The sequence below is a fragment of the Bacillus gobiensis genome (assembly GCF_001278705.1).
Lineage (GTDB): Bacteria > Bacillota > Bacilli > Bacillales > Bacillaceae > Bacillus > Bacillus gobiensis.
In genome coordinates this window covers 543,026-567,700 of the sequence record NZ_CP012600.1, presented here as the reverse complement: position 1 = coordinate 567,700, position 24,675 = coordinate 543,026, and the positions used below count along the sequence as shown (strand labels likewise).

The 24,675-nt window shown below is 40.8% G+C and carries 25 protein-coding genes; 8 read left to right on the top strand and 17 right to left on the bottom strand.

Annotation, left to right across the window (positions count from 1 at the left end; all coding sequences use genetic code 11):
- Nucleotides 1-13: 13 nt before the first annotated feature.
- The 3 genes from hemH to AM592_RS02785 form a co-directional block, all read right to left on the bottom strand.
- Nucleotides 14-952: a ferrochelatase gene (hemH, locus tag AM592_RS02795; protein WP_053602368.1), complete on the bottom strand. Its 939-nt coding sequence runs from the start codon at nt 950-952 to the stop codon at nt 14-16.
- A gap of 19 nt (nt 953-971) precedes the next feature.
- Nucleotides 972-2,018 (bottom strand): uroporphyrinogen decarboxylase, encoded by a 1,047-nt coding sequence (gene hemE, locus AM592_RS02790; RefSeq protein WP_053602367.1) that lies wholly within the window; start codon nt 2,016-2,018, stop codon nt 972-974.
- Between the two features lie 113 nt (nt 2,019-2,131).
- Nucleotides 2,132-4,285, bottom strand: a complete 2,154-nt coding sequence (locus AM592_RS02785) for a transglycosylase domain-containing protein (protein ID WP_053602366.1) — start codon at nt 4,283-4,285, stop codon at nt 2,132-2,134.
- Between the two features lie 173 nt (nt 4,286-4,458).
- Between AM592_RS02785 and AM592_RS02780 the strand changes: the two genes are divergently transcribed.
- A complete protein-coding gene (locus AM592_RS02780) occupies nt 4,459-4,956 on the top strand; it encodes an antibiotic biosynthesis monooxygenase family protein (RefSeq protein WP_053602365.1) in 498 nt (165 codons plus the stop codon).
- Nucleotides 4,957-5,067: 111 nt separating this feature from the next.
- Complete coding sequence (locus tag AM592_RS02775; RefSeq protein ID WP_098945180.1) at nt 5,068-6,447, top strand: hypothetical protein; 1,380 nt, start codon at nt 5,068-5,070, stop codon at nt 6,445-6,447.
- A gap of 34 nt (nt 6,448-6,481) precedes the next feature.
- Here the strand turns inward: AM592_RS02775 and AM592_RS02770 are convergent, their stop codons facing one another.
- The 3 genes from AM592_RS02770 to AM592_RS02760 all read right to left on the bottom strand — a co-directional run bounded on the left by AM592_RS02770 (nt 6,482) and on the right by AM592_RS02760 (nt 9,192).
- The gene (locus AM592_RS02770) at nt 6,482-7,177 is read right to left on the bottom strand and encodes an EcsC family protein (protein WP_053602363.1); all 696 of its coding nucleotides are present in this window, start codon (nt 7,175-7,177) and stop codon (nt 6,482-6,484) included.
- Between the two features lie 61 nt (nt 7,178-7,238).
- Nucleotides 7,239-8,459 (bottom strand): ABC transporter permease, encoded by a 1,221-nt coding sequence (locus AM592_RS02765; RefSeq protein WP_053602362.1) that lies wholly within the window; start codon nt 8,457-8,459, stop codon nt 7,239-7,241.
- Nucleotides 8,452-9,192: an ABC transporter ATP-binding protein gene (locus tag AM592_RS02760; protein WP_053602361.1), complete on the bottom strand. Its 741-nt coding sequence runs from the start codon at nt 9,190-9,192 to the stop codon at nt 8,452-8,454. The genes AM592_RS02765 and AM592_RS02760 overlap by 8 nt, the downstream gene beginning before the upstream one ends.
- Nucleotides 9,193-9,677: 485 nt before the next feature.
- Here AM592_RS02760 and AM592_RS02750 point away from each other — a divergent pair, with 485 nt between their 5' ends.
- The 3 genes from AM592_RS02750 (at nt 9,678) to AM592_RS02740 (ending at nt 12,069) form a co-directional block, all read left to right on the top strand.
- Nucleotides 9,678-10,100, top strand: coding sequence for an HIT family protein (locus tag AM592_RS02750; protein ID WP_053602359.1), 423 nt, complete (start codon nt 9,678-9,680; stop codon nt 10,098-10,100).
- A 253-nt stretch (nt 10,101-10,353) separates the two neighbouring features.
- Nucleotides 10,354-11,433, top strand: coding sequence for a 3-phosphoserine/phosphohydroxythreonine transaminase (gene serC / locus AM592_RS02745; RefSeq protein WP_053602358.1), 1,080 nt, complete (start codon nt 10,354-10,356; stop codon nt 11,431-11,433).
- Between the two features lie 111 nt (nt 11,434-11,544).
- Nucleotides 11,545-12,069 carry a tryptophan transporter gene (locus AM592_RS02740; protein ID WP_053602357.1) on the top strand — a complete coding sequence of 175 codons (525 nt, stop codon included), beginning with the start codon at nt 11,545-11,547 and terminating at the stop codon, nt 12,067-12,069.
- 38 nt (nt 12,070-12,107) lie between these two features.
- On the opposite strand, the gene AM592_RS02735 is transcribed toward AM592_RS02740, so the two are convergent.
- The gene (locus tag AM592_RS02735) at nt 12,108-12,287 is read right to left on the bottom strand and encodes a membrane protein YhzF (protein ID WP_053602356.1); all 180 of its coding nucleotides are present in this window, start codon (nt 12,285-12,287) and stop codon (nt 12,108-12,110) included.
- A 161-nt stretch (nt 12,288-12,448) separates the two neighbouring features.
- Here AM592_RS02735 and AM592_RS02730 point away from each other — a divergent pair, with 161 nt between their 5' ends.
- On the top strand, nt 12,449-12,805 hold the full coding sequence (locus AM592_RS02730; protein WP_053602355.1) for a YtxH domain-containing protein: 357 nt from the start codon (nt 12,449-12,451) through the stop codon (nt 12,803-12,805).
- Nucleotides 12,806-12,995: 190 nt separating this feature from the next.
- On the top strand, nt 12,996-13,601 hold the full coding sequence (locus AM592_RS02725) for an HTH-type transcriptional regulator Hpr (RefSeq protein WP_053602354.1): 606 nt from the start codon (nt 12,996-12,998) through the stop codon (nt 13,599-13,601).
- Here the strand turns inward: AM592_RS02725 and AM592_RS02720 are convergent.
- Nucleotides 13,598-13,930 carry a DUF1878 family protein gene (locus AM592_RS02720; RefSeq protein ID WP_053602353.1) on the bottom strand — a complete coding sequence of 111 codons (333 nt, stop codon included), beginning with the start codon at nt 13,928-13,930 and terminating at the stop codon, nt 13,598-13,600. The genes AM592_RS02725 and AM592_RS02720 overlap by 4 nt on opposite strands.
- Nucleotides 13,931-14,431: 501 nt before the next feature.
- Nucleotides 14,432-14,518: a YjcZ family sporulation protein gene (locus tag AM592_RS23055; protein WP_082363666.1), complete on the bottom strand. Its 87-nt coding sequence runs from the start codon at nt 14,516-14,518 to the stop codon at nt 14,432-14,434.
- Between the two features lie 155 nt (nt 14,519-14,673).
- On the opposite strand from AM592_RS23055, the gene AM592_RS02710 reads away from it, so the two are divergent.
- Nucleotides 14,674-15,549: a peptidylprolyl isomerase gene (locus AM592_RS02710; RefSeq protein ID WP_053602351.1), complete on the top strand. Its 876-nt coding sequence runs from the start codon at nt 14,674-14,676 to the stop codon at nt 15,547-15,549.
- 72 nt (nt 15,550-15,621) lie between these two features.
- On the opposite strand, the gene AM592_RS02705 is transcribed toward AM592_RS02710, so the two are convergent.
- From AM592_RS02705 to AM592_RS24065, 8 genes are all read right to left on the bottom strand, one after another.
- Complete coding sequence (locus AM592_RS02705; protein WP_053602350.1) at nt 15,622-15,807, bottom strand: sporulation YhaL family protein; 186 nt, start codon at nt 15,805-15,807, stop codon at nt 15,622-15,624.
- A gap of 65 nt (nt 15,808-15,872) precedes the next feature.
- On the bottom strand, nt 15,873-16,817 hold the full coding sequence (gene yhaM / locus AM592_RS02700; protein ID WP_053602349.1) for a 3'-5' exoribonuclease YhaM: 945 nt from the start codon (nt 16,815-16,817) through the stop codon (nt 15,873-15,875).
- A gap of 68 nt (nt 16,818-16,885) precedes the next feature.
- On the bottom strand, nt 16,886-19,828 hold the full coding sequence (locus AM592_RS02695) for an ATP-binding protein (RefSeq protein ID WP_053602348.1): 2,943 nt from the start codon (nt 19,826-19,828) through the stop codon (nt 16,886-16,888).
- The gene (locus AM592_RS02690) at nt 19,825-21,069 is read right to left on the bottom strand and encodes a metallophosphoesterase family protein (RefSeq protein WP_053602347.1); all 1,245 of its coding nucleotides are present in this window, start codon (nt 21,067-21,069) and stop codon (nt 19,825-19,827) included. Before AM592_RS02690 ends, AM592_RS02695 begins: the two co-directional genes overlap by 4 nt.
- Nucleotides 21,070-21,669: 600 nt before the next feature.
- The gene (locus AM592_RS02680) at nt 21,670-21,933 is read right to left on the bottom strand and encodes a hypothetical protein (RefSeq protein ID WP_053602345.1); all 264 of its coding nucleotides are present in this window, start codon (nt 21,931-21,933) and stop codon (nt 21,670-21,672) included.
- Between the two features lie 320 nt (nt 21,934-22,253).
- Nucleotides 22,254-23,501, bottom strand: coding sequence for an ABC transporter permease (locus tag AM592_RS02675; RefSeq protein ID WP_053602344.1), 1,248 nt, complete (start codon nt 23,499-23,501; stop codon nt 22,254-22,256).
- Nucleotides 23,494-24,390, bottom strand: a complete 897-nt coding sequence (locus tag AM592_RS02670) for an ABC transporter ATP-binding protein (protein ID WP_053602343.1) — start codon at nt 24,388-24,390, stop codon at nt 23,494-23,496. The genes AM592_RS02675 and AM592_RS02670 overlap by 8 nt, the downstream gene beginning before the upstream one ends.
- Nucleotides 24,384-24,527 (bottom strand): hypothetical protein, encoded by a 144-nt coding sequence (locus tag AM592_RS24065; RefSeq protein WP_158320284.1) that lies wholly within the window; start codon nt 24,525-24,527, stop codon nt 24,384-24,386. The genes AM592_RS02670 and AM592_RS24065 overlap by 7 nt, the downstream gene beginning before the upstream one ends.
- Nucleotides 24,528-24,675 lie beyond the last annotated feature (148 nt).

Below are 24,675 nucleotides of genomic sequence, written 5' to 3'. Positions count from 1 at the left end.
TCAATCGCCTTCTTTAAAATATATCTCGTTCACTTACGCGCAAAACTGCATCTGCAAGTGCATCAATAAATTCGGGACGGGCGTTAGGCATTTGTGGCCGGTAATACGCAGCACCTAATTCGTCTGTCACAGCCTTGCATTCATAATCGTTATCGTATAATACTTCAAGATGATCTGCGACAAAGCCTACCGGCGCATAGACAAACGTACGATAGCCATCGTTAAATAGGTCTCTCGTCAGATCCTGGACATCCGGACCGAGCCAAGGATCAGGCGTATTCCCCTCGCTTTGCCAGCCAATCGTATAGTCAGAAATCCCTGCACCTTTTGCGATTAAATCTGCTGAATGCTTCAACTGATCTTCATAAGGATCTCCAGAAGCTCTGATTTTTTCCGGCAGACTGTGCGCAGAAACGATAAGCACCGCTGCATTTCTTTCAATCGGAGTCATCTGCTCATATGTCTGTTTGATTTGCTCGATCCAGTAAGAAAGAAATTTGGGTTCATCATACCAGCTGTCGATCGAGGTGATTTTTAAATTGCCGAGTTTTTCAGCCTGATTGTTTGCCCGGGAATTGTATGACTTCACGCTAAATGTCGAATAATGCGGGGCAAGTACGATGCTGACTGCTTCTTCAATCCCATCCGCGTGCATAGCGGTAACTGCGTCCTCAATAAAGGGTGAAATATGTTTTAAGCCGATGTACACCTTAAACTCGACCTCGTCTTGTAACTCATTCAGCCGCTGCTCAAGACTTTCCGCTTGTTCTTTCGTTATTTTTGCAAGCGGAGAGATACCTCCGATTGCTTCATACCGATTCTTTAAATCTTGCAGCATAGATGGCTCCGGAGGTCTCCCTCGGCGAATATGTGTATAATAAGGTTCAATATCTTCATCTTTATATGGCGTGCCGTAGGCCATTACCAATAGGCCCAATTTCTTTTTATCCAATTTTCACACCTCGAAAAAGTTAAGATTGCTTCTGATTTGTTGAATAGGTATGAATAAATGATGTCAATTTCTTAAGTGTTTCTGGAAGAATTTCAGGGAAAATGCCGTGGCCAAGATTAAAAATATATTTGTCCGACTCCATTCCCTGGTCAAGAATCTGCTTCGTCTTTTCTTCAATTACGTCCCAAGGAGCCAGCAATACAGTGGGGTCCAAATTGCCTTGGAGCGCCTTTGTGATGCCTTTTTTTCTCGCTTGTTCGATTTGGATTCTCCAGTCCAACCCGATAACATCCAAAGGTAGATCGTCCCATTCGCCGGTGAGATGGCCAGCTCCTACACCGTACATAATCATCGGTACATTTTCTTCTTTTAACGATGAGAAAATGTCATTCATGATTGGTTTTACGTGTTTCTTGTAATCTTCTACATTCAGCGCACCTACCCAAGAGTCGAATATCTGCACCGCTTTTGCGCCTGCATGGATTTGAGCCTTGAGATATGTCACTGTCATTTGTCCAAGCTTTTTCATAAGAAGCTCCCAGGCTTTAGGATCACTGTGCATTAACGCTTTTGTTTTGTTGTAATTTTTTGAAGGTCCGCCCTCAATTAAATAGCTCGCTACAGTAAACGGCCCGCCTGAAAATCCGATCAACGGTACATTGAGCTGTTCCCTAGTTAAAAGCTTTATCGTATCAAGCACATACGGGATATCATTTTCCGGTTCAAGCTCACCAATTTTTTCAATATCTCGCACGCTTCGAAGAGGTGAGTCAATAACCGGACCGATTCCGTTTTTAATTTCCACGTTAACTCCTATTGCCGGTATAGGGGTCATAATATCTTTGTAAAGGATTGCTGCGTCAACATCATATTGTTCAACAGGAAGCCTTGTTACATAAGCACATAATTCGGGCTGGTGTGTAATTTCAAACAAGCCGTACTTTTCTTTTAAAGCCCGATATTCCGGCTGGGATCGGCCCGCCTGTCTCATAAACCAAACAGGGACCGTATCCGTTTTGTCTCCGCGGCAGGCTTTTAAAAACCTGTCATTAAAAACACTCGTCATGAATTGTCCACCTTTCAAGAGTCACCAAAACGTTCATTTCTCCTAGTCCAATATAACGCTTTTTTTGTACGGGGTACACTAATTCGATTTAACGTTCAAAAAATTGCCGTATTCTAGGACTGTATTTGTGAAGTGAACAACTTTGGCTTTACGTATCCAGGCCCTTTTCCTTCCTCATTTGTTTGGCTGTTATAAGGGACGACTCTGTAAGATGTATCTGAAAACACATTACTGAACGAAATCGTAAAGCTGTTTTCTCCCTTTACTGATTCGAGCAGTGTCTCGTTTCCATCCTTTTTTTCATAAATTCGATAAATAACCCGATCGTCCTCCTGATTGTTCCATTTCAGCGTGACAGTGAAAAAACCGAGAGCCTTGAAGGAATAATCTGCAGTTACCTTCTCAACTGCCGCGAGACGGATCGGCCGGTCAAGCTCTTTTACATCATCAGGCTTTTGAAAGGTTAGATTTTTGCCTTCTCCTGCTTTTGTCAAAATATCCTTGAAAAGCTTAGTCGGATACTGACTCCCCCCTTTTAAATAATGCTCTTTATCCGTTTTGTCATATCCCATCCATATCGCGCCAGTTACATTTGGATTGAATCCTGCAAACCACGCATCCTTCGTAGCCCCTTTCACCTCTGTATAAGAGGTCGAGCCGGTTTTCCCGGCAAGGTCTCCGTCGTAGCTTCCGTTTTTCGCTGTGCCGGTCAAGACGGTTTCCTGCAGCATTCGTGTCATATTCCAAGCAGTTTGCTTGCTGTAAACATTTTGCTGTTTGCTTTTATGAGTAATGATTTCTTCCCCGTCTTGGTCGGTTATATTCTGGATAAAATAGGGTTCTTCGTACGATCCGTCATGGGCAAAGGTACGATAAGCACCAGCCATTTGCAAAGGAGAAACACCGGTTTCAAGTCCGCCCAGTGCGACGGCAAGGCCCTTGTCAGGAATATTGATATTCACTTTTTCCAAATAAGGCTGAATCGTTTCTGTCCCGAGTCGGTTAAGCGTCCAGACAGCAGGCGCATTTTTACTGAAAACAATCGCGTCGACCATCGAAACCTTTCCTTTGTATTGACCATCATAATTTCGCGGAGTATAGCCACCGTAGGATTGCTTGCTGTCATCAAGAAGTGAATACGGTTGAAACACCTTTTCCTCCATTGCAGGTCCGAATACAGCGATTGGCTTAAAGGCGGATCCAGGCTGCCGATTAGAGATTACCCGATTATATCCTCTCGGGGCATATTCCCTGCCTCCGATCGCCGCTGCGACTCCACCGGAATTATTATCGATAAACACAGCACTTCCTTCTGCCTTCTTATCAGTTCCGGGAAAATAGCCTTCTTCTTTCATAAGCTCATATGCGGCCTGTTGGAGCCTGGCATCCATAGGCACACGTATCGTATAGCCGCCTTGATAAAGCTGCTCCGCAGATATACTGTATTTGCTTTCCGCTTCTTTAACGACCAGGTCGATATAACTGTCCAGCCACGGCTTTTCCGAGCTCTTTTGTACATGAAGTCCAAGTGTATTCCCTTGTGCCTGCAATGCAGCTTTTGCCGTCAAAAATCCCTGGTCATGCATAAGAGAAATGACTGTATTTCTTCTTTCTAGATTTTTATCGGGATGAAGGATCGGCGAATAATTGGACGGGGCCTTCGGAATTGATGCAAGTACAGCTCCTTCACTGACGGTTAAGTCTTTGACATCTTTACTATAATAATAATTGGCTGCTGCCTGAATCCCGTACACACCATGTCCAAAATAGAGCTGGTTCATGTACATTTCAAGCAGCTTCTCCTTTGTGTAACGTTTTTCAAGGTTTAGTGCAATAATAACTTCCTTTGTTTTTCGCAAAAAGGTTTTATCATTTGATAAAAAAATATTTTTCGCCAGCTGCTGGGTGATGGTACTACCGCCTTCCACTTTCCCTCCGGCGATCATATCCCTGTACAGCGCCCTGGATATCGACTTCACGTCAATCCCCGGATGTTCATAAAACCTTTGATCCTCTACGGCTATAAATGCATTTGCCACATGATCAGGGATGTCATCGAATGAAACAGGATCTCGATTTTCAACGAATAGTTCGTCCACTTGTTCGCCGTGATTGTCGACAATTTTCGTTGAAGCATTCATGACCAATTTTTTTTCATCAATGACGTAATTTCCAAGAAGTAAGATGATAAGATAAACAACGAGTGCAAGAACGAAGGTTAAAACCCCAATTAATAGCGGAAGATAGATGTATTTTTTTAATGTCAATGGCGTCACCCCTTTTTCCTTTTGTCCTCATATACTGGTAGTATGGGAAGTTTTTCTATAATTATCCCGCAAGCACGGGCTGAAAGAATTTAAGTTTTTCTGTATATACTAGCATATCGACAGTTAGAGGCCCCTCGTTCTTTTGTTATACTATTAAGCAGGAGTTGATAAAAATGTTTTTTTATGTCACTTACGGCACTCTTGATTATTTGCAAAAATTCTCACATAATCATACAAATGAAAAGTTGCATATCATGCACGGTGAAGATCAGGCGATTCTTTTTTATGAATCGGACAACAAATCTTTGTTTCAGTCCCCTCATAAATATGAAGTTATTGATCGAGCGGGAGAATTGCGTGCGTGCGAGTATGCTGCTTTTAATCACATTCCCGTTTCACCGGAAAGCAGGCCTCTTTTTGAAAACCGATTTAAAAACCGCTCCGGAAATATCGAATCTGAGCCTGGTTTCATAGCGCTTCGATTATTACGGCCGATCAAAAGTGACACGTATTTAATCGTAACGTTATGGGAATCAGAACACGAATTTACTTCATGGAAAAATTCAAGTTCCTTTGAACAAGCACATTCCGATTCTTCACCAAAAGAAAAAAAGCATCAATCGATATTTTTGCGCCCTCCTTATGTCGCTTCCTACTATGCGGTAGAATAACGTTAGCCTCCTTATCATGAGGAGGGGCATTCTTTTTTAGAAAACCGATTCTCACACTCTGTTTGCGGATGCATAATCTGTAAAAAATGAAAGCCCAAATGGAGTGATATCATGATAGAGCTGACGTTTGTCCACTATCTTTTTCTTAGTTTCATTGCGGCTATTATTCTTTTCATGGTGTTTCGCAAAGATACGACTTTCATCTCACTTCTTGGCATTTTTTTCATCGCCCTTGCAGCAACACACTCTTTCACTTCCTCTATCAGTACCATATTTAATAGTCTGATTTATGCAACGACAGAGCTATTGCCGACAATTTTCATTATTTGTTTTATCGTTTCGTTGAGCTCCCTGCTGACGAACACCGGCATTAACGAAATGATGGTTTACCCATTCACAAGAATAATCAAAGGACCGATTATGGCATATTGGGTCATTGGTGCACTTATGTTCATTATTTCTTCCTTTTTTTGGCCTTCTCCAGCAGTGGCTTTAATCGGAGCTGTTTTATTGCCAGTCGCAATAAAGGCAGGGCTTCCGCCGATTTCTGTTGCCATGGCCATGAACCTATTCGGCCACGGATTTGCCTTATCCGGGGATTTTGTCATCCAGGCCGCGCCAAAGCTGACGGCTGATGCGGCTGGAATTCCAGTGCAGGATGTACTGTCAGCAAGCATTCCTCTCGTTATCATTATGGGAGTGGTTACGACTTTTACAGCGTTTTTAATGATCGTACGAAGCAGAAAAAATGAATTAGTAACAGGTGAGCTTTATGGGTTTGAGAAATCAAACGAAGACTTTCTGCTGGCTAAAAAGTGGCGGATTGTTCTCGCCTCAATCATACCAATTGTATTTATTTCGGATATTATTTTCATGATACTGCTTGATCTGCAGGGCGGTGAAGCTACGGCTTTAATCGGCGGAACAAGTATTATCATCCTTCTTCTTATCCATTTCGTTACCTATAAGCATAAGAACCTTGAAAAAATTACCGGATATTTTATTCATGGCTTTCAATTTGGATTTAAGGTGTTCGGTCCCGTCATTCCGATTGCTGCCTTCTTTTACTTAGGAGACTCTGCTTTTGAAACGCTGATCCCGGACACCTTGCCGGACGAATCAACAGGCATTGTCAATGATTTGGGGATTGCGCTTGCCCATGTCGTCCCTCTTACTGGCGAAATCGCAGCGGTTACTCTAACTGTTGCAGGTGCAGTTACCGGGCTTGACGGCTCGGGCTTTTCAGGAATTTCACTGGCCGGATCGATTGCAAAGCTTTTTTCAAGCGCAGTAGGTGCCGATCCTGCGGTCTTAACAGCACTTGGCCAAATAGCGGCTATTTGGGTTGGCGGGGGAACGATAATTCCTTGGGCACTGATTCCGGCCGCTGCAATTTGCCGGGTGGATCCGTTTTTGCTTGCCAGAAAAAATATGATTCCCGTACTCGTCGGCTTAGTCGTAACAACTATTGCAGCAATTTTCTTGCTTTAACAAAGAAGCGGGCCTTACATATAAGACCCGCCTCCTATTTAAGTAGTCTTAAATGAAACACATGCCTGGCTGCTTCGCCAAGCTGCCCCACCAATTTATAGTTCGCTACTCCTCCGACGACCGCTCCTATCCCGGGCACAAGCTGAAATAGTTTGACCAAGTCTATATAATCCCTGTATTCCTGCTGAAATTTTCGCCAATCAATTTCATCCTTTTTCGTTTCCCATTCTTCTAGCGTTTGAAAAATGTTTTTTCTATGCTCATTACTGGAAAAAGCAAGCTGAAAAATATAGAGTAAAAATACCCGTTCTTCTTTCTTTTTTACATCGAATCCATAAATGGACGAAAGCTCGAACAAGCACTTCATTTTAATGCTCAATAATAACGGAAAATCAGCCAATCCTATTAGGAATCCTCCAGCCCCTGTGCCGGCTCCTTCGACAGCAGCCGCCTTTTGGTAACCGAGGATCGTTTGTTTGGCAAGCTTATCTTTCTCTCTTAGTGATAATCCGCCCGTGCTTTTTTTAAATGTTGTAAGGTTGCTGCCTACAAGCGTTGTTTCAACCATTTTTTTAATGCTTTCTGTTACAAACGTATGGACTTTTTCAGGAATACGCTCATTTACCTTATTCTGAATGCCTTTGGACATCCTTTCTATTTTTGAAGATTTTCTCAGAAAACGGAGCTTCCACTCATTCGCTTCGTCTAAGTAAAGCTCGCGATCATTCATGATCCTGCACCTCATTTTATGATTTACATACTAATACGTCTTCCTCGCGAAAAAAGTTTCATTATCCGTTCATTTTTTTCAATCGGCGGCTGAAATAAGGCGGAAGAATCCCAAAAATGAGAAGAAGTGAAGCAACCATCCCCGCTAACGAACCCGCCCATTGCATTTTGAATAAAGATATGAGCACAAGGAGTGCCGCCTGGATGATTAGGATCGACTTTAACAAAGTAAAAAAACTGCTGGCTTTTCTTTCTTTCTTCACTGGATATAACTCAGGAAGACTCAATTGAGAAAAATGCCCATATAACGGAGTCAGCTGAATTCCAGTCAGGAAAACGGCAAACGCAATAAGGCCAGCCGTAATCCATTGATTCGCAGAAAAATACAGAATAATCAGAGCTGAGATAACGGTCAGCCGAATGGCTAAGCCAAAATAATCATTGGATCTTATAAATGCTCGTGCATACATGTATTGAAACGTCTTATTTTGCTCATAAGGAATCAGCTTCAACATCCAGTCCATATATTTTCTTCGTTTCGCCTGCTTGCGCAAATGAGGAACGTCAGTAAACAAATTTGCAATTCTGTAAAAGCGCTGCTTCCTTTGAATTTCATTGGCAATATGCCGTTCCCATTTGAAAGATTTTTTCTTTGCTCGGGCGGTAAACCAAATGAGTACTGCAGCCATGATGACATAAACGATTATCGAATAAACGTATAAAGAGCGCAGAACGACATAGACTCCGGCAAAATTGATGGCAAATCGGCCTATTTTATCAAGTATGATCATGGTACTGTCGTTAAAATACGTAACCCGCCATTCCACGGCAAGATTCCACCACTTATAGATAAGCAGCTGGACAAGCAGAAACAAAAGAAACGAAAAAGGCTTCCCGCTCACTTTTATATACAAAGGAATAAAAATGATCGATACAGCAACGAGGAAAAAAAGCTGAGAAACAAAGCTGTACCGGAATGCATTTTTTAAATAAGGCTCCATTTTTGCTTCTATCGGCAGCAAAAAGACAAAATCAGGCTCCTTTAAAAACGTCCGAACATAGGAGCTCGAGAGAATCAGCGCGAGCAAAAGCGCCATCACCAAGTAGGACGGGAAATTTTCAGGCATCGTTTTCAGCCAGCCGCTGTACCAGGTAGCGCCTCCCGCAAACAAAAAAATCAATACGATCATCAGGTGATCGTTCAGCATGTATTTTAAATAGGAGCGGCTTTCTTTAATATGGTCTTCCAGCCTTGATTGCCAGATACTTCTAATGCTATTCATAAATTTCTTCCTTTGTCAGCTCTATATAAATGTCGTCGAGTGAAGCATCCTTCATCTCAAACTGGGCCCTCAGCTCTTGAAGCGTTCCAAGCGCACGTACTTGTCCATTATGTAAAATAATAAATGAATCGCAGTACCTTTCAGCTGTCGCGAGAATGTGGGTCGACATAAGGACGCTTGCTCCGCTATGTTTTGCGGCGTTCATTCGTTCAAGCAGTGCGTTGATCGCTAAAGGATCCAAGCCTAAAAAAGGCTCGTCAATGATGTACAGGTCAGGCTCAACGAGAAAGGCGCACATAATCATGACCTTCTGCTTCATCCCTTTGGAAAAGTGAGCCGGAAACCATTTTAACCGTTTTTCCATACGAAATTCTTTTAACAGCGGCGGCAGCCTTTTCTTTAAGGTTTCCTCCGATAAGCCATATGCCATCGCCGTAAGCTCTAAATGCTCTTTTAGGGTCAGCTCATCATATAATACCGGGGTTTCCGGGATAAAGGTAAAGTGTGATCGATAGCTTTCTGCATCGTCTGCAAATGTTTTGCCATTCAGCTTGATTGTTCCTTTTTGAGGCTCCATCAAACCGATAATATGGCGGATGGTCGTGCTTTTTCCCGCTCCGTTTAAACCAATCAATCCAACTATTTGCTTTGGTTCCAGAGTGAAAGAAACATCTCTTAGTACAGGATTTCGGGTATATCCTCCTGTAAGTTCATGAACAGTTAAAAGAGACATCTTTTCATTCCTTTCTCATTTTTTCTTAAATCGTAACAAACTTATGATGGAATTGCGACTTTTTACCAACATAAAAGTGCTAATATCTTATTTATTTCAGGGCATCATAAGGTTTGTAGAAGGATAAAGATTTAAAATCCACTGAACAAACGAGGTGTTTGTCAAAGACAACGTTTCTTTTTATCAGTTGGACAAAAAGGTATACACTCATTGTCCTTTGCTCGAAATTTTCTTCATTCACTAAATTGATTTCAATGCTTTGGCATAATTCAAATGAGGTGTTTGTCGCAGAAAATGATCAAGCATCACAGAATCCTGAAAATGGATTTCTAAAACAGGCGATATCGGTTTATCCTTTATTTTAAATAGTTTTTCCTTCTATATTCAGGGTGAACGCTTGTCCGTTCATCCTGTTTTTCTGTTTACCCTTGTTTTATGGTAAGATAATGACAATACATATAAAAAATGCTTTTAGGAGGATCATGATGTCAGACTGTATTTTTTGTAAAATCGTGTCCGGTGACATACCAAGTGCCAAGGTATTTGAAAATGACCATGTCGTCGCCTTCCTTGATATCAGCCAAGTAACCAAAGGCCACACGCTCGTTATCCCGAAGGCCCATAAAGAAAACATCTATGAAATGACACCGGAAATTTCTAAAAATTATTTCGAAGCGATCCCGAAAATTGCATCAGCGATTAAAAAAGAGTTTGAACCGATCGGCCTGAATATTTTAAATAATAACGGCGAGAAAGCCGGTCAGTCTGTCTTTCATTTCCACATGCATATTATTCCCCGCTACGGAAAAGGCGACGGATTCGGAGCTGTATGGAAAACTCATGCTAATGAATACTCAAGCGGACAGCTTCAGGAAATCGCCTCCGCTATTCATAAGCAGCTCGCTTAACCTCCATTTCAGATGGAGGTTTTTTTTGAACCATTTGGAGAGTTATCCAGTTTAAGTTTGACTTTATTCGGACCACTTCGAACTTATTCCAGCCACTTTGCCATCCCCTATTTATGAATTCTTGAGACTGCGTTGCGAAGCATCGATATAAGGAACATATTTTTCCGATACATAAAATTCAGAAATTATGGTAGGATGAGTGTATATTTTCTGCCAAACTTACAACTACTTAAAGAAACAGGAGCGATTCATTATGGAACGTACGACGAATTTTAATGCCGGGCCGGCAGCTCTTCCTTTTGAAGCATTGGTAAAGGCCCAAAAAGAACTTCTTGATTTTAATCAGACCGGGATGTCCGTCATGGAGCTATCTCACCGCAGCCCTGAGTATGATGCTGTCCATGAAAAAGCTATCAGTTTATTAAAAGACCTTTTGCAAATTCCCGAAGACTATGAAGTTCTATTTCTTCAAGGCGGTGCAAGCCTTCAATTTGCCATGATACCATTGAATTTTTTGCCGCAGGATCAAGCCGCCCAATTTCTTATGACAGGCTCATGGTCAGAGAAGGCGCTTGCTGAAGCAAAAGTATACGGAAATACCATCGAGGCTGCGTCAAGCGCAGATGAAAAATACAAGTACATTCCTGATGTATCCAATCTGACTTTTAATGAAGGGGCTTATCTCCACCTTACCTCAAACAACACGATTTTCGGTACACAGTGGAAGGAGTTTCCTCAAGCACAAATCCCTTTAATTGCGGATATGTCCAGTGACATTTTAAGCCGCAAATTTGATGTCGGAAACTTTGATTTAATTTATGCCGGAGCTCAGAAAAATTTAGGGCCATCAGGACTGACTGTCGTCATACTTAAAAAGGACATGCTGGAAAAAGAAAATCCTCAGGCACCTAAAATTTTAAAATATTCGACTCACGCGAAAGCAAATTCCTTATACAATACGCCGCCTACGTTTGCGATTTACTTGCTGTCCCTTGTGCTTGAATGGATGAAGGAGCAAGGCGGCCTAGAAGGTATTGAAAAAAGAAACAATGAAAAAGCTGCAGTCCTTTATGATTGCATCGATTCCAGCAAAGGTTTTTACACCGGCTATGCAAGAAATGACAGCCGTTCGAATATGAACGTAACATTTAATCTTTCAAATGATGAGCTAACGAAAAAATTCATCCAGCAAGCAAAAGAAAATAGAATGTCAGGTTTAGGCGGACATCGTTCTGTAGGAGGCTGCCGCGCTTCAATCTATAACGCCGTATCCTTACAGGATTGTGAAAAACTGGCTGATTTCATGAATAAATTCCAGAAGGAAAATGAATAAAATCCTTCTCAAATCAAGTAATGATTTGTTATACTACTAAAAACTCCTGCGGTAAATGACCAGCATATTATCGGGGAGGCATAGTTTAGAAGAGAAGAGGAGAGTATAAAAATGAAAACAATAGAATTAATTATTATGGCTTTATTTATCGGGATTGGTGCAGCATTGCACGTCGTTGTCCCGCCAATATTCGGTATGAAACCGGATATGATGCTAGTTATGATGTTTATGGGAATTCTTTTATTTCCTAAAATACAAAACGTCATCGTGATCGGGTTGGTCACTGGATTTATTTCAGGGTTAACTACGCTGTTTCCCGCCGGATTTATCCCAAATGTCATTGATAAATCAGTTACAGCCTTGGTGTTTTTCGCGATGCTCATGATGGTTAAGAAATATAAAGACAATAAAATCACTGCACCTGTCTTAACTTCTGTTGGTACGCTCGTTTCAGGAACAGTTTTTTTGACTTCGGCTTTGCTGATCGTCGGACTTCCCGGCAATGCTGGATTTATAGGATTCTTTGTTGCGGTTGTGCTGCCGGCAATCTTGATTAATACCGTTGCAGCCGTCATCGTATATCCAATCGTGCTATCGATCATCAAACGGTCCAGAAGCATTCAATCTGCGAAATAACGTACAGCCTCTTCATTTTATGTGAAGAGGCTTTTTTATTAGAGCAACCTTAATAAAAGGATAAGTAACAGTGCAATGCATAGTCCTGTTGCGCACATGGTGGCTTTTTGCCTTAACACATGCTTAGGCGGATAGGATGCTTGTGCTCCAAGCAGGTGCAAATAGCGCAGGGATCCAGCAAAGCAAACAATACCTATAATTGATAAAATGAGAATCATAGCTAGTTCCTCCAATGAGGTTATATCAGCACCGTTCCTTAAAATTAACCTCTTTCATTCCGATAAAATATTAACATTTAAGTTCTTCTATAAAAGTATGCTAAAATAAAGCAAGCTATGATCAGATTTTCTGTTCAAATCTTTAGTGTGGAGTGATCGAAATGGCAAATAATCGTTCTCTTTTAGCAGGTCTTGTCGTAGGGGGGATTGTTGGCGGTGCTGCAGTATTGTTTTCAGCTCCGACATCCGGAAAAGAGCTGCGCGGGCAATTAAAATCAAACTGCGGGAAACTCGAAGAAACAGTGCAAAAGCTAAAAAACGATGGATCTTCATTAACCGAACAAATTGTTACAACAGCTAAGGAAGGTATTGAAGTGGTTAAGGAAGTAAGCGGTGAACTTCAAAATTCAATTAAAACTTGGCGTGAAGAAATAAAACCTCATCAACAGGATTTACAAAAAGAATTGGCTGAAATCGAAGAGAAAATTAAACAGCTGGAGAAAAACTTACAAAAGTAATATATTTAAAAATATTTTTTTCAAGGAAAAAAAGCACATATTTTGAAATATGTGCTTTTTTTAATATAAAAAACTTTGTGTAACCGCTATTTCTCTTACTTTTTAAAAATTTCGTTAATTTAGATCTTTATTAATCTTTATTTTATTGGCATAATAGAAATTACAAGAAAAAGAGAGCAGGTGAAGATTAGTGAATAAGTTGGATCAAGATTACTCTATTAAAGAGGCACTTTTATTTAGCCAAAAAATGGCCCAGCTTAGCAAAGCACTCTGGAAATCGATTGAAAAGGATTGGCAGCAATGGATTAAACCATTCGAGCTCAATATCAATGAACATCATATTCTCTGGATTGCTTATCAGCTAAAGGGTGCTTCCATTTCAGAAATCGCAAAATTCGGAGTAATGCATGTATCCACAGCGTTTAACTTTTCAAAAAAGCTGGAAGAAAGAGGATATCTGCAATTTTCTAAAAAAAATAATGACAAGCGGAATACGTATATCCAGCTGACAGAAAAAGGCGAAGAAGTTTTCTTAAAGCTGCTGGAAGAATACGACCCATCACATAACGCAGTTTTCAAAGGTGCACAGCCGCTGCAACAGCTTTATGGAAAGTTCCCCGAAATTATTGAAATGATGTGTATCATTCGTAATATTTACGGGGACGACTTTATGGAGATCTTTGAGACATCCTTCAGCAATATCGAAACAGAATTTACGACAGATTCAGGAAAATTGAAAAAGAAAAAAGTTGAAGAAACACCGGACTTTGAAGAAACTCTCGAGCCGATTAACTAATCAAATTTTTTTATGATGGAAATGAATTCATCCATGAGTGACACAAATAACCCTTGATCTCGCAGGGCATAGATTGTCTCATGAACATTTAACTTTTCATTTAACTGTCCTGCAAAAAGCGCAAGGAGCTTTTCAAAGCTCATATAGCCTTGCGTTTTTTGTATGTCCAAGTCCTGTTCCAGTTCCGAGCAGACTCTTTTAATCTCCAATACTTCTTCTTCTGAGAGCCCCGTCCTTATCACAAGTGCATGAAAAGGATGCTTGCTCATGTCAGCGTTTTCCATAAGCAATGTGATGTAATATTCTAATCGTGAAATCCTTTCCTCCATAAAACCATCCCATTTAACTAAGAGTATTAGTTCTATTTTAGCTTATCTTAGCCAAAGTGGAAAGCAGCCGCTTCACTAAGTGTCCAATTTCGTCTGAAAAATACAGCTTTATTTAGTCTATTTTCTATCTTTTTTAATAAATATTTGATAATGTAGTATGGAGAAGAAAAGAGAGGGGGATCTCCCATAATCATTTTCTATTTCATGGTTTTTTCTGTATTTATTCTATACTATATAAATAAGCTCACCAATGCGTTGTGCCTGGTCAGAGAGATTCCTGAAGACCGCCAGGACAAGGTATTTAGATGGATTAACGTGCTTATTTTAATATTGCTGATCTCTTCCTTTGTGGAGATTTCTCTTGCTTTAAATTAAACTAAAAACAACAGAAAATGAAAAAAGAGCAGCAGAACGAATCCAAACGTTCTCTGCTCTTTTTTTCGTTTTTATGCATATCCATGAAGCAAAAAAACGCCGCCCTATGAAAAGGGCGGCCGTTTTTTAGCACAAGTATGCTGCACCAACGATAATCAACAAAATAAAAAGCACCACGATTAATGCAAATCCGCTTGAATATCCTCCACTCATAATATAGCCTCCTTTTTTTGTTCAATATATTTGTATGATGGGTAAAAATAATTGACTAGACGGATATCACTATTACAAATCTTTTTCTCAAGTGTCACAATATGTTATGATACAATACGTAGGCAAATACGTATGATTAGGAGTGTTTGAATTAAATGAAAAAGATTACAGCTGCGGCAATTACCGCAACTAGCTTGCTAGTCCTTAGCGCATGCAACAGCGGCGATTCTGAAGTTATTGCACAGTCAGATGCCGGAAATGTGACAAAAGATGAATTTTACTCGAATCTAAAAAGTGCAGCAGGATCACAGATCCTCACTATGATGGTTCAAGAAAAAGTACTGGATGAAAAATATGATGTAACTGATGAAGAAATAGATGCGAAATTAGAAGAGTACCGCAAGGGACAAATGGGTGCCCAGATTGAACAAATGATCCAGCAGCAAGGGGAAGACTATGTCAAGCAGCAAGTCAAATTCGAGCTGCTGACAACAAAAGCTGCTGAAGATCAAGCAAAAGTAACGGATGACGAAGTAAAAAAATATTATGACAGCCTGGAAGGACAAATCCGCGCCAGCCATATTTTAGTTACGGATGAGAACAAAGCTAAAGAAGTTGAGAAAAAACTAAAAGACGGCGAAAAATTTGAAGATTTAGCGAAGGAATACTCAACAGACGGCACTGCTCAACAAGGCGGAGACTTGGGCTTTTTCGCAAAAGATGGACAAATGGTTAAAGAATTCAGCGACGCCGCTTATAAATTAAAAGTCGGTGAAGTAAGCGCGCCTGTTAAAACACAATACGGCTATCATATCATCAAAAAGACAGCAGAACGCGGCAAGTATGAGGATATGAAGAAAGAGCTTACGGAAGATGTTAAAAAGCAAAAGACAGCTGACCAGGCAACTGTTCAGGGAATCGTCGATAAAATGGTTCAAGATGCCAAGGTTGATGTAAAGGACAAGGATTTAAAAGAAACATTTAACAAAGATGCTGCTCCACAGGCACCGCAGGCACCACAGGGATCATAATAAATCAGTGAGTTAGTACAGAATAAAAAGCGTTGGCCTCTTTTGATAGGCCAACGCTTTTTATGTATATCTTTAATCTTTTTTCAATTCGATTCTGCGCTCTTTTTCTTTTTTGATTCGTTCCATAAAGATTTGCCCTTCTTTTTCAATAAAGGATTGATCAATCTGTTCCTCTTCCTTAGTTGTCGTAATGACCTTGTAAAGGCAGAAAATAATCCCAATAATGCATAAGTACACCCACCAAGGCAATAGTAGCAAGGTTCTCCCTCCCAGCTATATATCGTTTATTACAACGTTATGCTGGTAAAAGACAAGTTATGCTACTATTTATGAAACGCAGGCTTGTAGAACATCCTGTTATCAAGCGCAAATACCCGTTCGGTATATTCTCCCGGCTTTACTCTTTCTAATGCACGGTCCATCATATTCATTTTGGCATCCAAATTATCAATGTAATGCAGAATTTCAGCTTCTTTTATCATTGGCGGCTTAGGGCTTCCCCACTCGGCTTTTCCATGGTGGCTTAAGATGAGATGCTGAAGAATCAAGACCTCTTCAGCGTCTATTTCCAATTCCTCTGCCGCTTTGGAAATCTCTGTTACCATAATCGAGATGTGGCCTAAAAGATTCCCTTCTACTGTGTATGCAGTAGAGATTGGACCGGAAAGCTCCTTGACCTTCCCAAGATCATGAAGAATGACCCCTGCATAGAGCAAGTCCTTATCCAAGCTCGGATAAAGCTCCGCAACGGACTTTGCCAGCTTCAGCATAGAAACAACGTGGTACGCTAGCCCTGATACAAATTCGTGATGATTTTTCGTTGCGGCCGGATAGTCGAAAAATTCAGTGCCGTATTTTTTAAGCAGATACCTAGTGATCCGCTGTATATTTGGGTTATTCATTTCAAAAATATATTGGGTTACGATGTCAGACATTTCCTGTTTTGGAAGCGGCGCAGTTTCCAGAAAGTCTTCCGGCTTCATCGTTTCCGTAGGCTCAACCGGTCTGATGTTTCTTAGCTTCAGCTGGTTTCTTCCCCGATAATGATGAATATCTCCGGTTACCTTTACAATCGTCTGCGGACCGTATGTAGTTTCATCATTTGGCTTGGCATCCCAAAGCTTTGCTTCAATATCTCCGGATTGGTCCTGCAGCATCAGAGTTAAAAAAGGCTTGCCATTGCTTGCAATCCCTTTCGCTGACGATTTAATCAGCAGATATGAATCAAACTGCTCTCCTACGTCATGCAGTAATATTCCTTTTACCATGTTCCCAGCTCCCTCTAAATTATACATTTTAGTATATCATATTTGATTTTCCGGCAGGATTTTCCGCTTTACGAAAGCGACGTTACCTCCCCAGTTGAAAAGGTTTCTTTAATATGTCCATGACAGGTAAACAACAGGACTTGCTGATCCGTATCCACCCATTTTTCGATGACCGATGTCACTTTTAGCAGTCTTTGCTTGTCAAAATGAACAAAGCTGTCATCCATTAAAAACGGCATACGCAGTCCATTTACGTGAGAAAGAGCCAATGAAAAGCGGATTGCTGTATACAGCTGCTCACACGTGGCCTGCGACAGCTCGTGGGCATAAAAGATAAGCCCATCCTTTCTCCTCACCATAAGCGTTTGATCCACTTCGGAAAAATACAATTCTACATATCTTCCGTCCGTTAATGGATCGATTAGCTCTTCGGCTTTTCTCAAAAGCGAAGGAAGGCGCACCTTTTGATGATAATCAATCCTTCGGCGAATGACTTCTCTGGCAAGCTGGATAGCTCCCCATTTTTTCGCCAGCTCTTTGCTTTCATTCCTTTGTAACGTCACTTTATGCGCCAGCTCTGATTCCATACCGGATTTCTCGATTTCTTGCTGTTTCATTTGAAGATATGCAATACGTTCTTGGATCTTTTTCAGGTTAGCCCGTCCTTCTTTTAACTGTTGATTTATATCTGCAGCTTTAGCCTCAAGCTCATCGACGCTGTAATGTGCTGCGAGCTCTCGTACGCGATCATCAATGAATATCAGCTCCTGTGTCAAGCGGCTATGCTCTTGTTTGATTTTTTCTCGCCTGTCGTGAGCTTTGGCATATGATCTAAATTCCTGTTCATTCGTTACCTCGATGTTTTGAAAAAGATGCTCTATTTGGGTTTTAAAATAATTCATCTCTTTTTGCAAGCTTTCGGTTTGATCACGAGCATGCTGCAGTGAAAGTGCTGCTTCTTCTCTTTTTTTATTGGCTTGCTTTTGCTCTTGAAGACCTTTTTTCAGCCTGTAAATCTGTTCTGCAACATTCCCATATCCTTTTTCCTCCTGCAATTGAGCAAGCTGCTCTTCAAATGAACGAATAAGGCGCTCAAGATCTTTTTTATCCGTTTCTAATTTTTTAATTTGCTGCAATTGATCATTAAGCTGTTTCATCAAGGAGTAGGCATCAAGCAGATAAACAGGATCTATTGAAAGCTTGAGTGATTTTAAATAGCCGCGCACACCCTCTTCAACGGGGCGCATCCTGGTTTCCCATTCTTCAAATCCTGTGATGACTCTTTCATAAGCGGCTTCTCTTTGCACAAGCGCATGATTTTCGGCCATTAGCCTCTGTTTAGTATGGTCGTCGAGCCACAGCTCTTCTTTTAAGGTTTGGACCGCCTCCCAGTCTCTTTTAGAGGGCGGCTGTTCCTTTTTCATGTCAGCCAGCTGTTTTTCCATCATTGCCACAACCGCTGAAGCTCTGGGGGATTTCCATCCGAAATACAGCAAAACAATTGCTGCCGGGAGTAAGCAGATTGCGGCAAGACGCTGTTCCATAACATAGCAAACAACAGAAGCGGCGATACAAAATACAGCCAAAGCCGAAAATATGGCAATATGTCTTTTTTTTCGGCCTTTCTCCTCCAAGCGTAATGCAGCAAGCTGCTTTTCCGCTTCATCTCTTTTCGCAGCGGAGTTTACTTTTGAATTTTGTTTTTGTTCCAGGTCATAAAGCGCCTCTTCTTTTTGCTTGCGCAGCTCGTCGTTTAATATAGACTCCTTTGTAAAAGCATATGATTTTTCTGCTTCGTCTAAATCCGCTCTTGCCAGATTAAATTGCTCGTCCAGTTCTTTTTTCTTTTGCTGCAGCTGAAGATAGGCTTGAACCTCTTCTTTGAGCTTCCATTCATATTCATAGGTACAATCAACGATTGCTACATCTTCTTCAGTTGTTCCATTTAGCTTTTGGAGTCCGCTAAAAAATTCGCTTCGATAACGCTCGGTTTGCTGCTCAATCGCTGTTAGTCTCTCCAAATGAGATTCATAGATTGGATGAGATGACAAGAGCTGGGCAACCTCTTCTTCCTTCTTAAGAAGCTCGCTTTGACCTGATAATTCATCGATTTTTGCTTGCAGCTTTTTCTCCGAATCGCGTATTGCTGCAAGCTGGGCCGCTTTGGGATGAAGATGTGATTCATATTTTTCCAAAAGGTGCAGCCCGTCCTCAGGAAAAAATTCGTAACGCCTGCTTTTTTCGCTTTCAATCTCTCGACGAAGTTTGGCTTCATCTTCTAATTTAGGCTTCATTTGAATACTTCGGTTGATTTGGTCCATTTCCGTCTGCAGAGTTTGCAACTTTTCTTCACATTGCAGTAGCTCATTATTGCTTTTCTGCTGGTTTTCAATGATCGATTGGTATTCTTGTGACTGGCTTTTTGCTTTTTTATGTTCGAAAACCGTTTTTTTCAGTTCCTCGAGTGAACGGTTCAATTCAGGTTTACGCCCGTTTGGCTTAAACAAGGCATCCTGCTGTTTTTTCAAATGACTGTCTATATTCGCAATCGCGTCTGATCCGAATAAGCTTGAGAAAAATAAAAATTGGCCGATTTTTTCTCGATTCAGCTTATGCACCTCCTGCAAGCCAAACACGTCAAATGAGTAGATCGATTTAAACAGAGAGCGATCCATATGATGCAAAAGCTTGTCCAAAAAGTCCCCGTTTTCCACCCTTCCATCTTGGAGCAGGACCCGGACGTCTTCATTTTTAATACCGGTTCGTTCAATTTTGACTTCGCCCAGCTCCTCATGATCGATCACCAGCATTCCGCCATAAGTACCACCGCGTTTCGGCTTATACTGGCTCTGCTTCTTAAATCCGAATAACATATCCTCGATGAAATTCATCAGCGTTGTTTTTCCCGATTCATTGATTCCGTAAATAATTTGAATCCGCGAAGAAGAAAAACGAAACGTCTTGTTGATAAATTTTCCATATCCATATATGTGCAGCGACGCGATCTTCAAGCTCGTCCACCTCCGCTCCTTTCAAACGCGGCAAACTGATCGGCCAGTAACACCTTTGCCTCTGCTTTCATTTCCATCAAGTCCGCTTCATTCAATTGAGAAGCGTACCTACGATAGAAGGGATTGCTTTCCAGTGAAGAAAACATTCCATCTTCCAATTGAATGTGATCCATTTCCTCTGTAAGCTCCTTCAGCAAGCCTTCTTCAGTGTGTGCAGTTTGCCTGTTCATATGATCTTCGATACCGAGAAGCCAAACGAAGGATTCCTCTTCTTCCTCCTGCTCACGAAATACGTCAACGATTTCCTCAAACGTTCCTTCCCGGGCTTCCCGCATAAATTCAGGTACGGCACCAGTTAGAGAAAGCCTAACACATACTGCCCGGTCTTTATGTCTTATCGAGTCGAATTTTTCTTCGATCCTGCCGTGCAGCTCTGTGACACTGTTTGTATCCGAAACGTCAACATGGAGTTTCAGCCACAATACGTCTGCAACCGGGATGAATTCATAGGATGCCTCGTGCTCTGTCAGCCTAACAACATAACAGCCTTTTTCGCCTGTTTCTTTCTGGTGCCGTGCTTGTAAATTGCCGGCATAAATCGCGGCAGGATGCTCAGCTGAAATTACCTGCCTCTTATGTATATGCCCCAGTGCCCAGTAATCCATATCAGCTTGAATGAGGTCATTCAAAAGAAAAGGGCTGTAAGGATTGTGCTCTTTTTCCCCTGCATACGTACCGTGAAGCATGGCAATATGGTATTTTGCATCTGTACTCCGCTTAAAATCTGCCGCTTGATTGTCAAATTGCTCTCTCTTCTTATAGCTGCTGCCATAGATACTCGCGAGCCGGTTTGTTCCCCGGTAATATGATTTTTCTTCAACAGCTTCTGCTGAAAACACATGAACATTTTCCGGCCATTCGACCGGCGTCCATTCACCGCTTAAATGATCATGATTTCCGTAAATGACATAAACATGAATTCCCGCTGTTTCAAGCCGGATAAATTGATTTCTTAAGAAAAATTGCGCCTTTAAGCTCCGGTTCGCTTCGTCAAACAGATCCCCCGATAGCAAAAGAAAATCGATCTTTTTCGCAATGCAGATATCAATTAAGTTGATTACGCTCTTAAAGGTGCTTTCTTTCAAACGCTTAAAAATCGTTTCCGGAAGCTGGCTCACTCCAAGAAACGGACTGTCCAAATGCAAATCAGCAGCATGGATAAACGTTAGATCACTCAAAATTCATACTCCTCTGCTGTAATATACCTAATATTTTACCATTCTTGAAATACGAATGCACGTTCTGGAAATAACAAAAACAGCTGCGTTTTGCAGCTGTCGAACTATAACATTTTCAATCAATTGAAAAAGAATAGGTTTTAATAATTAATTAAGAAGGAAAGCCCCAAAAGAACATAGAATTTAGTAAAAAACATAAAATCTCAATACGGAGCTGAAAGCATGGTTAAGAGTAGTAGCATTAGAGTTCGCTAGGAGAGAGGTGACGACATGGAATTTATTATTTGGAACAATTCAACTTGTCATGTTTATTTTAATCGTATTATTGATTAGTGGCTATCTCCACTATTTTGTCCCAATATTTAATTTGAAGTTAGTTCTTATCATTAGTTTAATTGGAGTTGTTTACTGTCTTTTCACAAGAAATTATCCTGTCATATGGATGATTTTGTTTATAGCAGCTATTTCATCACTTGCAATCGTCTTTGCAAGGTATATTAGAAATACGAATAATAAAATGGATGATCAGATTTAAAGAAATGTTCAAATCTCAGAATATAACGTTTTTTATGGCGACTTAAATGTCGAGGTTCCTAAGTCATCTCACTCTCCAAATTCTGAAGGTAAAAGATCTATATCATCTGATACTTTGGTAATCTTCGGTTGCACCATAGAATTATCTACTCCATCTTCGAAACCATCATTTGCAACAACAGGATCTTCTACATCACTACGGCCATCTTCCCAACCAATTTTATCCCCTATTGGATCAAGATCCTGGTCTTCAGCCTCAACAATGTCACTACTAACTCCTGTTGCAAAAAATCCCGTGATAATTAATGCGCTTAAAATCAGCCATTTTTTCATCAGCTACTTCACCTCTCTTTCTTAAAATTCCCATTCTAAACTTTCAATAAAATGAACTGAATCATCACTACCTATTTTATTGCACAACATCACCTTCCATAATAATACATTATTGATTAATAAGAACGAATATTTGTCTCCTCCTGACTCATATTCCTGTCACACAGACTCATCACCATATACATATTTTATCCCTTCCCTTTGGCCGTTTTTACACCTTGCAAATTAGGCAATATTCCATCAGTCAAAAAAAACGAGTATTCATCCATCTTGCTTCATGAAGAATACTCACTCTTTTTAACACTTAATTTTTATTTGATTTACTCTTTAGACAAATGAAGCGCCCTTCTAATATCCTTTAACGGACTCGATTTTCCATAAATCAGTACTCCGCCTTTGTATACTCGCGCTCCAATTACAGCTAATGCGGCGATCGTGGCAAGCAGAATCCCGATGCATAAGGCAACTTCCCAAAAAGGAACATTAAGCATTCCGACTCTTAAAAACATGATCATCGGCGCAAAAAACGGGATGAATGAAGTAATCGTAACAAATGGTGCATCCGGTGTGCTCAGCCCGAAAATAGCGATCATAAAGCCTGCAATAACTAAAAAGGTCATCGGCGCTACCGTTTGCTGCACGTCCTCAATTCTGCTCACGATACTGCCGAGAAAAGCTGCCAGCGTCGCATATAGAAAATATCCGAGCAAGAAAAAGACGATGGCATAAATCACAGTAGAGATTTGAATATTTGAAAAATCAAAAAAGCCGCTGACAGGAGATAAGCTGTCATTTGCATTTCTCATAAACGAAGCATAGCCAATCAATCCAAAAATCAGAAATTGAGTGACGCCGACTAAAGCAACTCCGAAAAGCTTGGCAAACATTTGCTGCACTGGGGAGACACTCGAAATAAGAATTTCCATAACACGTGATGATTTTTCAGTAGCGACCTCCGTCGCAATCATGGAAGCATACATCAATACTGAAATATAAATAACGAAGAGAATGATATAAACCAGTCCTCTTGCCTGATTAAGCTCTTCTTCGGATTTTGCCGTTTCCTCCAAAGCGACTCTTTCAATAGAAGCAGGTTCAAACAAGGAATTCAGCTCTTCCTGGCTGAGGTTCAGCTGTGCGGTCTGCAGAGCCATATTCGTTTGCTGCAAGGCCTGCTCGAATTTTGATGCTAATTCTGAATCTGAAAAATCCATCGCTTTTAATGTCCCTGTTAATTTTTCACCTTCAGCTCCGGAAAGAATAAAAACCCCATCCGATTTTTCATCTTTCACTTCTTTTTCCGCTTGCGTCTCATCATCCACTTTCGTAACGGTAATGTCACGGTCTGCTTGCTTAAGCTGGGTAGAAAAAAGCTCGAAGTATTGGTCTGTCTCATCGACGACAGCGACCTCTTTTTCTTTGTCATCGGAGTTGAAAGCTGAAATGATTGAGTTCATATTCGTAAATCCTACTAAAAAAAGGACCGTAACCATGGTTGAGATTAAAAAAGATTTTGATAGAATTTTAGATTTATAAGTATGAAAAAGCATAATCATAAATCTATTCATAAGAAGCACCCGCCTTTTCGATAAAGATGTCATTCAAGGAAGGCTCTTCAAGCTCAAACTTTCGCAGAAATCCTCTTCCTGAAAGCTTGGAAAAAATATTTTGCGAAATTTCTTCATTTTCTACCTGCAGCTTAATGCCTTCCATCGTTTCCTTCCACTTGACGACGCCAGAATGATTTTTCAAAAAGTCCAAATCGTAGTCAGCATGAATCGTTACATTTTTCTTGCCAAAGGCTCGTTTGATTTGGCGAAGCTCCCCTTGCACAACGGGCTTCCCTCTTTGAAGAATGCAAAGGTGCTGGCAAAGCTCTTCAACATGCTCCATCCTGTGGCTTGAAAAAATGATCGATGTCCCCTCTTCTTTTAAGGAAGTGACTGCGTCCTTCAACAATTCAACATTTACAGGATCCAAGCCGCTGAAGGGTTCATCTAGAATCAGCAGCTTCGGCTTATGAAGGATGGAAGTGATAAATTGTATTTTTTGCTGGTTTCCTTTTGAGAGTTCTTCTACTTTTTTATCAGCGTATTCCACAATATTAAAGCGCTCAAGCCACCTGGAGAGTTCCATTTCTGCTTCTTTCTTGTTCATCCCTTTAAGTCTGCCCAGATAGACTAGCTGTTCCTTTACTTTCAGCTTTGGATACAGCCCCCGCTCCTCGGGCAAATAGCCGATGGAGTGGCTGACGCTATAATCGATCGGCTTATCTTTCCATGTAATCTTACCTTCAGTAGGCTGCAAGAGACCTAAAATCATTCGAAACGTTGTCGTTTTCCCCGCTCCGTTCGCACCCAGAAGCCCAAACATTTCTTGCTCAGGAATATCCAATTCTAAATGATCTACGGCTGTATGCTTACCAAACCGCTTCGTAACTTGACTTATTTTCAGCATGCAACTTCTCCTCTCCTTACTAGTTCATACGACAAAACAAATGAAAAGATTCGAAAAATAGAAGAAGCGCTAATGCCGGCCATTACAAAACGGTTCTGCTGCAGAGCTTGCCTCAGCAGCTGACATTGAATCGCCATTCGTTTTACCCTCCAAATTGTTTATGTGTTTATATCTATATACACAGTAATACATTCTTGTGCATTATTCAAGACTTTTTTTGAAATCAAATTTTTTTATCAGGATATAGAAATATATGTAGTCTTCCTAAAAATCAGGAATAAAGGA